The 12,903-nt window shown below is 39.9% G+C and carries 15 protein-coding genes; 1 reads left to right on the top strand and 14 read right to left on the bottom strand.

The genetic code is table 11. From position 1 onward, the window contains the following. Nucleotides 1-43: 43 nt before the first annotated feature. The 7 genes from VK159_RS00680 to VK159_RS00650 all read right to left on the bottom strand — a co-directional run bounded on the left by VK159_RS00680 (nucleotide 44) and on the right by VK159_RS00650 (nucleotide 4,837). Complete coding sequence (locus VK159_RS00680) at nucleotides 44-529, bottom strand: YdeI/OmpD-associated family protein (protein ID WP_324228225.1); 486 nt, start codon at nucleotides 527-529, stop codon at nucleotides 44-46. A gap of 10 nt (nucleotides 530-539) precedes the next feature. Beyond that, complete coding sequence (locus VK159_RS00675) at nucleotides 540-1,463, bottom strand: metallophosphoesterase family protein (protein ID WP_324228224.1); 924 nt, start codon at nucleotides 1,461-1,463, stop codon at nucleotides 540-542. A 98-nt stretch (nucleotides 1,464-1,561) separates the two neighbouring features. Beyond that, nucleotides 1,562-1,876: a hypothetical protein gene (locus VK159_RS00670; protein ID WP_324228223.1), complete on the bottom strand. Its 315-nt coding sequence runs from the start codon at nucleotides 1,874-1,876 to the stop codon at nucleotides 1,562-1,564. 88 nt (nucleotides 1,877-1,964) lie between these two features. Then, nucleotides 1,965-2,897, bottom strand: a complete 933-nt coding sequence (locus tag VK159_RS00665) for a tetratricopeptide repeat protein (RefSeq protein WP_324228222.1) — start codon at nucleotides 2,895-2,897, stop codon at nucleotides 1,965-1,967. 328 nt (nucleotides 2,898-3,225) lie between these two features. Further along, a complete protein-coding gene (locus VK159_RS00660; RefSeq protein ID WP_324228221.1) occupies nucleotides 3,226-3,516 on the bottom strand; it encodes a hypothetical protein in 291 nt (96 codons plus the stop codon). A 644-nt stretch (nucleotides 3,517-4,160) separates the two neighbouring features. After that, a complete protein-coding gene (locus VK159_RS00655; protein ID WP_324228220.1) occupies nucleotides 4,161-4,433 on the bottom strand; it encodes an acylphosphatase in 273 nt (90 codons plus the stop codon). Continuing rightward, the gene (locus VK159_RS00650; RefSeq protein WP_324228219.1) at nucleotides 4,433-4,837 is read right to left on the bottom strand and encodes an Rrf2 family transcriptional regulator; all 405 of its coding nucleotides are present in this window, start codon (nucleotides 4,835-4,837) and stop codon (nucleotides 4,433-4,435) included. The genes VK159_RS00655 and VK159_RS00650 overlap by 1 nt, the downstream gene beginning before the upstream one ends. 176 nt (nucleotides 4,838-5,013) lie before the next feature. On the opposite strand from VK159_RS00650, the gene VK159_RS00645 reads away from it, so the two are divergent. Next, nucleotides 5,014-5,532, top strand: coding sequence for a hypothetical protein (locus VK159_RS00645; protein ID WP_324228218.1), 519 nt, complete (start codon nucleotides 5,014-5,016; stop codon nucleotides 5,530-5,532). On the opposite strand, the gene VK159_RS00640 is transcribed toward VK159_RS00645, so the two are convergent. From VK159_RS00640 to crcB, 7 genes are all read right to left on the bottom strand, one after another. Next, on the bottom strand, nucleotides 5,529-6,170 hold the full coding sequence (locus VK159_RS00640) for a response regulator transcription factor (RefSeq protein WP_324228217.1): 642 nt from the start codon (nucleotides 6,168-6,170) through the stop codon (nucleotides 5,529-5,531). The two genes, VK159_RS00645 and VK159_RS00640, sit on opposite strands and share 4 nt — an antisense overlap. A gap of 33 nt (nucleotides 6,171-6,203) precedes the next feature. After that, the gene (locus VK159_RS00635; protein ID WP_324228216.1) at nucleotides 6,204-8,159 is read right to left on the bottom strand and encodes a sensor histidine kinase; all 1,956 of its coding nucleotides are present in this window, start codon (nucleotides 8,157-8,159) and stop codon (nucleotides 6,204-6,206) included. After that, nucleotides 8,156-9,985, bottom strand: coding sequence for a sensor histidine kinase (locus tag VK159_RS00630; protein WP_324228215.1), 1,830 nt, complete (start codon nucleotides 9,983-9,985; stop codon nucleotides 8,156-8,158). The genes VK159_RS00635 and VK159_RS00630 overlap by 4 nt, the downstream gene beginning before the upstream one ends. A 5-nt stretch (nucleotides 9,986-9,990) precedes the next feature. Then, nucleotides 9,991-10,707: a 4-hydroxy-tetrahydrodipicolinate reductase gene (dapB, locus tag VK159_RS00625; protein WP_324228214.1), complete on the bottom strand. Its 717-nt coding sequence runs from the start codon at nucleotides 10,705-10,707 to the stop codon at nucleotides 9,991-9,993. A gap of 47 nt (nucleotides 10,708-10,754) precedes the next feature. After that, nucleotides 10,755-11,375, bottom strand: coding sequence for a DUF5683 domain-containing protein (locus VK159_RS00620; protein WP_324228213.1), 621 nt, complete (start codon nucleotides 11,373-11,375; stop codon nucleotides 10,755-10,757). Between the two features lie 3 nt (nucleotides 11,376-11,378). Beyond that, complete coding sequence (locus VK159_RS00615; RefSeq protein WP_324228212.1) at nucleotides 11,379-12,290, bottom strand: ParB/RepB/Spo0J family partition protein; 912 nt, start codon at nucleotides 12,288-12,290, stop codon at nucleotides 11,379-11,381. A 246-nt stretch (nucleotides 12,291-12,536) separates the two neighbouring features. Continuing rightward, nucleotides 12,537-12,899 carry a fluoride efflux transporter CrcB gene (crcB, locus tag VK159_RS00610; protein ID WP_324228211.1) on the bottom strand — a complete coding sequence of 121 codons (363 nt, stop codon included), beginning with the start codon at nucleotides 12,897-12,899 and terminating at the stop codon, nucleotides 12,537-12,539. Nucleotides 12,900-12,903 lie beyond the last annotated feature (4 nt).

Here is a 12,903-nt window from a genome sequence, read left to right as displayed (position 1 = left end):
GGATTTTTATCACGGTTGGGCCAACAGCAAAAGCCTAAAACGGTCAAAGCGAATGTCTGCCAACAAAACTTCCGTTGCCACTTAGAAAGTTGATGGCTTTTGTAATATTTCGTTCAACACTTTCTGCTGTTCTTAAATTGGAAATATAACGGATGATCTCCTGCTGCCGGGATGTAGAAAGTTTTTTAAAATTTTCTTTTGCTGCTTTATTTTTTGTCAACGCTTTCCCAAGTGCCGGATGCATCTTCAATTTTCTGTCAGCAGGATCAAATGCAATGCTGATCGTAATTGTTTCGCCGATTCGTTTCGGTGAATCTTTCAGCATGATGGTGTTGACATACAAACGCCAATGCCCGGCGTATTTTACCAATGTTTGGCGGTAAGGATTTTTATTGATCAATCCTTTTATTGGGATGGAGCCTTTTTCTTTTCCGGCTTCCTGTAAAACAGCAGCAAGTATTTTTTCGGGAACAAATACAAATGGATTGATCCCGATCAGTTCAATGGTTGCTTTGAATTTCGCATTCATACTTTTTTGCTTACGAAAGCTTTATCATTTTTCTTGCGAACGTCCCATCATCATAAAAATCAAACACTGCATAAGCCGGCCCAAATTCCTGGAACGCACCTTTCCACCAGTTGCCTGATACGGCTCCGTTGCAAAAATATTTCACACCGAGATAATCCACCTCATCCTGTAAGTGAATATGACCGCTTAAGCAGACTTTGATGTTTGGATTGCCCAAGAACAATTTCTTTAATGCAAAAAAATCGGTGTGCATCAGGTTGCGTTGAATTTTCAAGTCGCCATTGGCTTCTGTTTTATTAAAGAATAAACCGGCACAGATTGAAAGGATGGGTATATGCGAAACGATACAGATGAATTTGTCTTTTGTATTGTTCAGTTCCAGTTGTAGCCAGTCGAGTTGCTCCGGATCAACATAAGCAATATAGCCGCCCGCAGGATTGAGTTGTGTGCTGTCGAGTACAATAAAGTGCCATTTGTTTTTTGTAAAACTGTAATAGCGTTTTGGTAATGCCAATGTTTCAACCACCCATTGCTTGCCATACAGTTTATCTGCTTCGGGGCGATCGTGCTTGATAAACCAGCCCCACACATCGTGGTTACCGATACAATGATAAACCGGCAGACTGTTTTCTTTTTTCAGGATCGAATGAAACAGATCCCATTGTGTTTTTGTTTTTTGTTTATCCGCATCCAGTGAATCCATAATGGAATCGCCGCCATTGATAATAAAATCAACTTTTGATTTTAATGATTGCACATGCTGAAAAGCTTTTGCCATACCTGCTTCGGCAACAGCATCGGGCTTTACATGAATATCTGTGACATAGGCAAAGCGTACCTTACCTGGTTTACTGTCTTCTGCTGAGCTATTGAAAGGCAATAAGCTGCTTCCAACAAGTGCAGCAGAGGCTTGTAAAAAATCACTTCTTTTCATGAGCGGGTTTCTTTACTAAAATGTACAACAAAGATTTGAGGGATGTACGGATAAATTTATAAAGGTTCTTCTGCCGTTTTTTTCGTTGCATCGCTTTTTCAACCCGGCACAGCAGGTGTTTCAATGATCAAATTGCCGGTGCTTTTGGTAAATGTAATATTCAAATAAACGGTTCGTTCTTTTTTTGAAGTGGAGTGCAGGTATTCAAATTTATCCATGCCGATCGTATTGGCCAATTCGTTGTAAAGTTGGTCAATGTTGATTTCTTTCACCTCAATGGTCATTGTTAACGAAATATCAGAAAAGAGTTTAAAATCAACGATGTCTCCATACTTAGTAGCAACCGTTTTTATTGTATTGATTGATGCATGTCGTTGATCGTTGCTATAGCCTGTCCAAAAAATGTTGTCCATAATTTTTAAACTGGTTGTATAAGAACCCTTTCTCAGCAACGTTTTTGCCTGAACAAAGCAAATGATTTGCAAAAGACGTGGATTAGTTTTACTTGCAATGTTTTGATTTTAATTCTTCCACTTCAGTGCCGTACATTTTTGTGAACCCAAGATCGATAGCCTTGGCTATGTCTTTACAAGCCTCAGTAGTTTTTTTCTGTTCAATAAAGATTAAAGCTCTGTTCCTAAAAGCGTAAGGATTTTCTGGATAAAGTGCGATGGATTTATTTATATCTATAAGAGCGCCTGCAAAATCTCCAAGTTTTAAACGATTATAACTTCTATTACTGTACGCAAGAGGCTCATTAGGATCAAGATACACTGCTTTATCAAAAAATTCTATCGCCTTTTTATACTTTCCCATTTCCTGGTATTTAAATCCAAGATTAACATATGTTCCTGAAAATGTAGAATCAATTTGTATGATCTTATGTAGGTATACCAATGTTTGATCTCCCTTACCAACTTCATCACAAACCGCAGCCAGGTTGTTTAGAACCCCAATATTTAATGAGTCAATTTCAAATGCCATCATAAAATCGTTATATGCCCCTTTAAATTCCCGCATACTTAGTTTTGCGGCACCTCTGTTTACAAGAATACCCAACCGAAGCGTGTCATCCATTTTTAGCAATAGAGCCTTGTCGAAATCCTTTACTGAGTACTCGAATTCCTGCACAGTGCGCAGTAATAATCCCCGTTGACTTAAAGGAATAGGCTCATCTGGATAAAGCTTAATTAGTTTTGAATAAGTAACAAATGAATTTTCGTAGTCTTTTGTTTTGTAGAGAATATTGGCCTTCATAAATAGGCCATCGAAATTGATTGAATCATTTGCCAGTATAAGATCAATGAGGCTCATTGCATTTTTGTAGTCGTCACGGCTATAGAAATCTCTGGCTTTTTTTAATTGATCTTCACTTGTTTGCGCAGCACAAAACAGAGATAATGTAAGAAGTGCTGAAATTAGAATGTATTTCATGTCTTAATAATGGTGTAAAAAGAAGGTTGATTACGAAAATACGATATTTACATTTGACGTAATCTGCAAGCGAAACTCATGTGGCAGCGAAGTTTTTAATTGGTCAAATGTTTGAAATTCCTTTTCTGAGCAACGTCTCTGCTTGCACCAAGCAAATTACTTGTATAAAAGCCAAGGCAGGACGTTGCGTGATACAATTTAACTTTTTTTATTTTTCGGTTGGCAATGTAAATGTGGTGCTGTATCCTTACTACGCACCGTCCCAGTTATGCTTTGGTACAGGCGAGCATCTTTATCTATTGGGGGACAGTGCTGAGAAAAAGGGTTGTTATACTTCTCCTCTTACGCAATCATCAATGACAGCAAGGAACTCATTTAGTGCCGAAAAGAACGCCTTACTATTTGGAGTACTAAACATTATTGCGAATTCGTCTTCAGATAATTCCTTTATTTGGGTCAGGCAAAAGAGTTTGTAGTGTTTATCTTTTATTTCATTGGCGATTCTGACCGCCTGTATTTTTAGTGATCCTAACTCAACTATCGACTCGCTTGAGTAGTCAAGTTTCAATGCGTTTTTTTTAATTTCTTTAAATTGCGCTTTGATTTTATCTTTATCCATTTGGAAATGGTTATATCGTTATGGCTATTTTACGAATTACCGTTGACGAAGAATTTGATCATTATTGATTGGATGTTTGCTCTCCAATATGCTTCACTAAGAATCAATGACGCGGAAGTTATATTAGTACCATTTTATCTTGTCATAGAATTTAATAAAGAAGTACAGCGAGATAAGAATGCAACCAAGTAATTCTCCTTTTAATTGTTTTTTTGAGCCAATAGTCAATTCCTTTTTTTGGATGGTAGGATATAAGTAGTATTGAATTAATGCACCCAATACAACAACCAGAACAGGTGGGAGGGATCGGAAAATATATCCCCAAAGTAAAAAAACTCCCAGCCACACTATGATACCTGTTGAAATATAAATAAATGACATTCCCAACCTAAGAAATGCTAGTGGTATAGAAATTACGCTAGAAAGAATGGATGGGATATTTAAAAAACATAAAATAATTAATCCTACATAACCAATCCAAATACTCATAAGCGAACAATTTTCTTTAACAAACAAAGTGAAATTAAGTATGCAAAAAAGAAGTTTGAATATCTAGTTTGTCAGAACGAACGAAATGGCTTTATAATGCTTGATTCAACTTCTTGCAAAATAGAAGTCCGCTGTTGCCATTTTCGTATCTTTTCCTATCGCACCACCTCAAACCCCTCAAACTCCATCAATTCTTTATCTTCAACAGTAACAGAAGTAACCTTACTCTTGGGTGAACCCATCCAGCACCATTCAATAAAATCGGCTAATTGATCTTCGGTGCCGGTGGCAACAACTGCCACATCGCCATCATCGGTATTGCGAACGGTGCCGGTTAGTTGTAATTGTTGGGCTTTCTCAATTGTGTATCGGCGAAACCAAACGCCCTGCACCTTTCCTCTAACGGTTATAGCTACTGTTTTTTGCATTATACAATATCGGCTACGGTTTTCTTTTCCAGTATTTTTAAATTGGCATCACGTACCGTGATCATCATATCGTGCAGGCCGCAATGTTTTTCATCGCAATTTTTACAGCGCTCGTAGAAGTGAAGACTTACGCAGGAGAGGGGGGCAATCGGTCCATCCAGCAAACGGATTACCCGTGCCAGTGTAATCTGTGACGGTTTCATTTTAAAGTAATAGCCACCACCTTTTCCTTTCTTGCTTTCAAGGATGCCATCCTTGCGCATCAGCAGTAGAATGTTCTCCAAAAACTTCAAGGGAATTTTTTTCTTTTTGGCAATGTCCGCTATCAAAAGCGGTTCGTTATTTTTTTGCTGTGCCATATAGCTCAGCGCCTGGAATGCATATTGTGTTTTTTTTGACAGCATTTTTAAGAAATTAAAATTTCAATGGAAAAGTTCAATTCTCCACTTGCAAAGTAGAATATTTTTATTGGAAACGAAAATGAGCCTGACATAGCCTTGAATTTGTTAAATAAATGGCAATGCCCCGGACCACTTTGCTTTTGGTACAATATTGGAAAATGAAGCTGTAAACAGATGTTATGAAGACTAAAATTTTATCCATTATTGTAGCGATCATTGGTTTAACAAGTGCTTCGTATGCACAAAAAGCCAATACCATTTTTGGTGGAAATGTTATTGTTGGTGCGCCGCTTGGAGAATTCCGGAATGATTACAGAAGTGCGATTGGCATTGAAGGTTTAGCCGGATTTGGGGTGTCGCAGAATGTATACCTCACAGGTACGATCGGTTTTCAATCGTATGCTCCCGATCCAAATAGTTTTTTTGGTATGGAGTATGGTAAAATCACAGTGGTGCCACTAAAGGCAGGTGTACGGTTTTATCCTGCAAACAATTTTTTTCTTACCGGTAATGCCGGACTTGGATTGATACGTGATGAAACCATTGATGCAAGAGAAAGCCGGTTTGCGTATGATATAGGTGCCGGTTTAAACTTTAATATTTTTAATGCAAGTGTGCATTACGATGGCTGGCAGAAGAAGAATACTGATGGCGGATCACATTCGGTTTTGCTGAAGCTTGGTATTGCTATTCGTTAAATGAGTTTATGCTCGTAAGCATATTTAATTAAACCGATCACTGAATTGGTTTTCGTTTTGCGGAAGATGTTTTTCCTGTGTGTTTCAACCGTACGTTCGCTCAGGAATAACTCTTCCGCAATTTTTTTATTGCTGTATTCCTTTTCAATAAGCCGCACAATTTCTATTTCACGGTTAGTGAGTTTATTGTCGTCGCTTACTTGTTTACGTTCGCTTGCCTTCAGCATTTCCTGCAACACCTCATCACTAAAGTAAATGCCACCTTCTGCAATTTTATTAAGAGCGTTAATAAATTCTGTTTGACCGATATTCTTAAGCAAATAACCGCTGATATCGCTTTCTTCGATCATTTGGTTTACCAAACTGCCTTCCCCGTTCATGGATAATGCAATGATCTTGATAGAGGGGAATTCGTTTTTTACCTGCTTCGCCAGTTCAACACCTGTTAACACAGGCATCATCACATCTGTAAGGAGGATATCGATCTGCTGTTTTTTTAATAAAGACAAAATGGTTTCCGGGTGGTTCGATTCAATAACGATCTCAAACTGGTTGTATCCTTTTAATAACGAACGCAACCCGTCAATAACGATCTGGTGATCGTCTACAATTGCAATTTTGTACTGAGGTAAGGGCATACAGTGGAGTGGTTGAATCGAAGGTATTGAAAATTACAGTTCGCCCGTTGTTAGCTGTGTCAGAGGAAGATGAATAGCAACTAACGTTCCTTTGCCTGGAGATGAATCAAAGTCAATTGTGCCATTCAGGTAATCGATCCTTGCTTTCATGTTCTTTAAACCAATACCACTCTCTTCATCCAGTTGCTTAAGATCGAAACCTTTACCATTATCCTCAATGGTAGCGCTGATGCCATCCTTATCTTTGATAAGTGCAATATCGAGTTGCGATGCACCAGAATGTTTGATCACATTGTTCACGCATTCCTGTAACACACGGTACAAAACGATCTCCACATCTTCGTTTAACCTTTCCTGTAAACCTTCAACATGCAGATTCACTTTAATTACCTTCTGATCGATCTTGTCAAGAAACTCAGCAACGGCTTTACCCAAACCTGATTTCAATAACATATTCGGCATCATCTGGTGGCTCACTGTTCTTACTTCTTTGCAACTTTCATCAACCAAACCAATGATGCGTTCAAACGAAAGTTTCTGATCGGCATTGCTGAACTGAATCTCGTTCTCAAAAGCAGAAAGATTCATTTTCGCAGCACTCATCATTTGTCCCACACCATCATGCAGGTCTTTGGCAATTCGTTGCCGCTCTTTTTCTTCGGCTTTCATTACGGCACTGGCTGCCAGTTGTTGTTGTTCAAAAACTGTTTGCTGCAGTTTTGCCTTTTGTTTTAATTGATTGCGGTTATAGAACAACCAGCCTAATGCCAATCCAAATATTAAGATTAGCGAAATACCGGTGATGAGATAATTCTTCCTTGTAAGGTTGAATTGCTGCTCCTGTATGATCTTTTCCTTTTTCTCTGTTTCGTATTTTGTTTTCATTTCAGCCAATGCTTCTTCTGATGCATGGCTGTATGTACTATCCTTCAGATCGTTCATTTTCTTATACAGCTCGCTTGCAGCTGCATAATTGCCGGCTTTTTCATAATTAAGTGCAATGGCTTTATAGATCATAGGAAATTTGGCCTGCAAATTTTTCTCTTGTGCAATACGTAACGCTTCATTGCCTGTACGCAAGCCTTCTGCGCTGTTGTTGATGAGTGCATATAACTCAGAGAGCACGGCAAGATCTGATACAATAAAAAATGCATCGCCTGTTTTTTCACGAATTGGTTTTGCTTTTAAGAAACAATCCAATGCTTCACGGTATTTGCGTTCAGCGGTGTATGCTGTACCCATAATGTTCCAGCCATTGGCTTCGGCCTCACTGTTCTTTTGTTGCTGTGCAATGCGTATGCCCTGCTTTACAAATTTGTAAACAGAATCGTATTGTTTAAGCGCACCGTAGCATGATGCAAGGTTATTATAACTCACAGCAAAGCGAGCCGGCAGTTTAATTTCTTCGGCAAGATCAATAGAAGAGCGAAAATGCTGTATCGCTTCTTTGAATTGATTCAGTTCCATATAAGCCCAGCCGATATTGTGTAATGATTTTACCATAACAACCTTTTCATTTCCTTTCTCGGCTTTTTTCAACGCCATATAAAACTGTTCCATGGCTTCTTTCTGCCTGTTCATACGCATAAGTGCAAGACCGGCAGCAGAATGATATTGCGATTGAAGTGAATCGGTGCCCTGCACTTTATCGAGCAAACGGATATTTTTTGAAGAGAGCAAAAGACCTGAATCGGGCTTCGACATGTTCATGTAATAATATACTTTGTTTACTTCGGCCCGCAGCTGCATTGTTTCGTTGTGTTGCTTGCCTGCAAGCTTTACCAGCTCATCAGTCACTTTTGCAGAAGAGTCGGGATTGCGCATCCTGAATTCATTGGAGAGCAGCAGCAGCAGATCCATCTTCCGGTCAATATCTTTTTCGCTGCTGATGAGTTTGCGCAGACTGTCTGTCTTTGGTGTTTGTGCATACGAATGTGTACTTGCAGAAACAGCCAATATGAATAAGAGATATGCAATAACTGATCTCATTTTACAACTTGTGTTTGAGAGGGTACATGAATGGCTACTAATGTTCCGTTACCGGGTGAACTGTCAATATCAACAGTACCTTTTAAGAACTGTATGCGGCTTCGGATATTTGAAAGACCCATTCCATCTTCTTTTTGCTGCAGATCATTTGAAAACCCTTTCCCGTTATCTTCAATGGTTACGCTGATGCCATCGTCATCATGAATGAGTGAAATATCCAGTGTGCTTGCTTCTGCATGTTTAATACTGTTGTTGATACATTCCTGTATTACACGGAATAAAATAGTTTCAGTTGTTGTATTCAACCGTTCAGTAAATCCTTCGCTGTGAAAACTTACCTGTAGTTTTTTGTTGCTGATCTTACTTGTTAATTCTTCAACTGCATCGGGCAAACCTTTGTTGAGCAGGGCAGAAGGCATCATACTATGGCTCACGGCTCTCACTTCTTTGCAACTCTCATCTACCAGCTGAATAATATTTACCAATGATTTACTTTGATCGCCATCTTCAATTTTTACCGTATTATAAAAAGAAGAAAGATTCATACGTGCAGCGCTCATCATTTGCCCAACGCCATCGTGCAGGTCTTTGGCAATGCGGGTGCGTTCTTTTTCTTCTGCTTCAAGAATTGCCTGTGCAGCCAGTTCCTGCTGTTTTAAAATTTCTGTTTGCAATTTTACCTGTTGTTTCCAGCGGTAACGGTTGTAAAGTAAGTAACTGATAACTGCAGCAAATGCAACAAAGCCAAGGATCAGGAAGATTTGTGTGTTTTGTTTTTTGATTGTGAATTGCTGAACCTGTATCTGCTGTTCTTTTTTATTGGTTTCATATAACGTACTCAGTTCTTCGATCTGTCTTGTTTTCTGTGCATTGAACAATGAATCTTTCAATTGTGTGTGCCAGGTATAATAGTCTAATGCTTTTTTATAATCGCCGGTTACATTGGCAATGCGGCTTAACTCGGCATAGTTGTTAGACAGAAGTTCCTTGTATTGCATTTTCTCAGCTACTTTATTGCTCTCTTCAAGGTAGTACGTTGCACGTTCATACTTACTCCATGCACTATACATAATTCCAAGATCGGAGTAGCTTAAGGTAATAGCAAAAGTATCTTTCAGTTTTTGTCGTATACCGAGTGCCTGAAGGTTAAAGTCTTCTGCCTGTTCGAACTTGCTTTGAAGACCATATACACCTGCAAGAAAACTCAAAGACCATGCACGGCCGGCTTCATCTTTTAAGAGCGTAGACATTTGCAACGATGCCTGATAACGGCGGATAGCTTCGTCATAATTCCCCTGGTATTCATACACAACACCACTTTCATTCATGATCATTTGCATACCACTTGAATCGTTAAGTGAACGGAATAACGTGTATGCCCGGTCGTAGAAATCAGAAGCCCGCTTTAAATCTCTTGTTTTCCGGTAGAGTTTTGCAATATCATTTATAACGTAACCAAGTTCCCTCTGTTTATTTCTCCGTTCTAAAATTCCTGCTGCAAGAAAATAATAGGTTGCAGATTTTTCATAATCGCCTTTAAAATAATTGGCCATCCCGAGATAACGGGTTAACTCAGCGTAAGAAACAGAATCTTTGAGTCTGGAGGCAACAAGCAAACCTTCTTCACCAACCTTAATTGTTTCATTAAAACTGATAAGACTTAGTTTGCCCGTAAGCAACATGTAAGCTTTCAATTTTACCTTATCATTGGTTGTTCTGCCAATTGTAGCACGCAGGCTGTCGATTGTTGTGTCTTGTGCAAACACAGCAAGTTGAAGAAAAAGGAATAATAATGTGGGTGATGCGGTTTTGGGTTTGGGCCACATGGTGCTTACAAGTTAAGCACTTCTTTCATTCCGAAGAAACCGGTTTTGTCTTTTAAAAATTCAGCAGCTAGTACAGCACCCAACGCAAAGCCGGTGCGGTTATGAGCCGTGTGAATGATCTCAATATCGTCAATGACAGAACTGTATTTTACATGATGCGTGCCGGGTGCAGGATCGATCCGTTCGCTGATGATTGAAAGGTCGCCGGGATGTGCGGAAACTTCGTTCACCCATTTTTCTTTACGTCCCAATTGTTCCAGCACCTGTTCGGCGAGGGAGATGGCTGTACCACTTGGCGCATCTTTTTTGGCAGTGTGATGGATCTCTTTCAGTGTTACTTCGTAATTGCTTTGCGGTGCCATCAATTGCGCCAGACGCTTGTTCACTTCGAAGAAAATGTTTACACCCACGCTGAAGTTACTCGCAACAATTAATCCTGTGCGTGCCGCTTCGGCAATGGCTTTTGCTTCATCCAGTTTTTCTAACCAACCGGTAGAGCCACAAACCACAGGCACACTTTGCTGCAAACAAAAAGTTACGTTCCTGAAGGCGGTATGCGGACTGGTAAACTCAATCACCACATCTGCTTTCTTTATATTTTCAGGAGTAAGATCGTGCAGGTTATCTGCATCAATGATCAAGACAGCTTCGTGGCCACGTTCTTTTGCGATTTCATGGATGGCTTTTCCCATTTTCCCATAACCGATCAGCGCTATGTTCATCTAAATAGTTGGTTTGATTTTTATAACGATGACCGTTGTGCAAACGATCATCTTGCTGAATTATTCTTTCCAAAGGTAAAGACTAATCCAACTGACGCCTGTTTGGTTACAGGATTTATGGTAGGGTTCACCCGCATCGACAGATCATCTGATACTTCAAACGCTTTCAGGTGACCATCAACTGTTGCATCAACTACATTTAATCCCCAGAAAACAAGAAATATTAATACTGAATAATCAACATACTGTCTTACACCTATCCTGTATTGCCGCACTGCTTCTGCATCAACAGGTTGAAATTTCGGTTTAATCAGGTTATCGTTTGTAGCATCACCATCAAGTTTGTTTCTGTAAGCATCTCTTGCATCTATATATTCATTTCTGTTATAAATGAAGAAACCTGCTGTGGTTCCTAAACATGCATAAACGATTGGTATCTTCCAGTATTTTTTATTGTAGGCTTGTCCCCAGCCCGGAATAATTGCAGAGCGGATGGTTGCTTTGCGTGGCGAGTGTTCTGCTTTCTTTTTGGTTGTGTCGATTGCCTGTTTCTTTGTTGTGTCACTTTGCAAAGACGGAACAACGGGCTTTACTACAGCAGTATCCTGTGCAGTAACAGCATGCAGAAAACCAAACGAGATGAGTATAAGAAAAAAGAATTGCCTCATATGTTATTCAACATCGGTGCCCAGTGTTTTCAGTATCTGGTTGAATTGTTCAAGCGAATAATATTCGATCAAAATACTGCCATTGCCTTTTTTGCTATGGTTCACTTTCACTTTGGTGCCGAATTGTGACGCTAAGTTATCTTCAATTCGCTGAAAGGCCTGCGGCAAACCGCCTTTTACAGCAGGTTTAACAGGTGCCGATTTATACAATTGACGAACCAATGCTTCTGTTTGACGAACAGATAATTCTTTTTGTTTTACCTGGTGATAAACATACAACTGCTTATCAATTGTATCAACATTGATCAATGCTCTTGCATGACCCATGCTTAATGCTCCAGTGCGGACAGCAAGTTGAATATCGGGCGGAAGTTTCAGCAGACGGATATAGTTGGTAACAGTGGTGCGATCTTTCCCCATGCGTTCTGCTACTTGCTCCTGCGTGTAATCCAGTTCTTCCATCAGTCGTTTGTAGCTGAGTGCAATTTCAACTGCATTCAGGTTTTCACGTTGCAGGTTTTCAAGCAAGGCCAGTTCCAGCAATTCCTGGTCATTTGCCTGGCGGATGTAAGCAGGGATATCTTTTAACCCCGCAATTTTAGAAGCACGCCACCTGCGTTCACCGGAAATAAGTCGGTATTTGCCCGCACTGGTTTTTGATACAGTGATGGGCTGAATGATGTCGTGCATTTTGATGCTGTCGGCCAGTTCCTTAAGCGCCTGCTCGTCGAAATCACGGCGGGGCTGTTTGGGGTTTACATCAATATCGCTGATGGGAATGCGAAGCATGCTTGTAACAGCCTCGGTTACAGCTGGTTTCAGCTGGCCGGCGGTGGTTTTCAGATCTTCATCAATACTTTGCAGCAGGGAACGGATTCCCTTTCCTAACGCATCTTTTTTTCCGGGGGTAGACATAATATCGTGTTGTTACAGTCTGCGAAGTACCTGAAAAAAAACCAAAAAACAAGGTGAGGAAAGTAGGTAGTCTGAAGTAGGTAGTTTTTAGTTCAGCAATACTCAGCTGCTGTAATGCTGTTGAAAAGCTGAATTAATGAAGCAATATTTATAAGTGAAAGCTCGGTCTCCCCTCTTGGGAGGGGACTAAGGGGCGGGTCGGTTGAGTTTAATTTACCCCCCCCCAAAAAAAAAATTACAGAATCATCATTTCATCAAACTATACCCCAACCATGTCGCAGCCAAACCAAGCAACAAACTTCCGATCACGTATAAAAAAAACATGCCAATGCGTTGCTGTTGTAACATGATGAGGCTTTCGAGTGAAAATGCAGAAAAAGTTGTAAACCCACCGCAGATGCCTGCTGCAAGAAACAAGCGCCAGTTGGTTGCAAAATGTTCGCTTCGTAATGCGTATGCAAAAACAAGCCCAATGATAAAACTGCCAATGATATTTACAAGGAAAGTTGCAAGAGGAAATGATGCATGCTTAAACCAAACTGCAAATGCATAACGCAAAATGCTGCCCGCAGCACCACCAAGACCAACGAGTAGAATATTTTTAAGCATAAGC

This window comes from Lacibacter sp. (assembly GCF_035299325.1).
Classification (GTDB): domain Bacteria; phylum Bacteroidota; class Bacteroidia; order Chitinophagales; family Chitinophagaceae; genus Lacibacter.
Note: the sequence above shows the minus strand (reverse complement) of the source record. Positions and strands in the feature narration are given on the sequence as shown.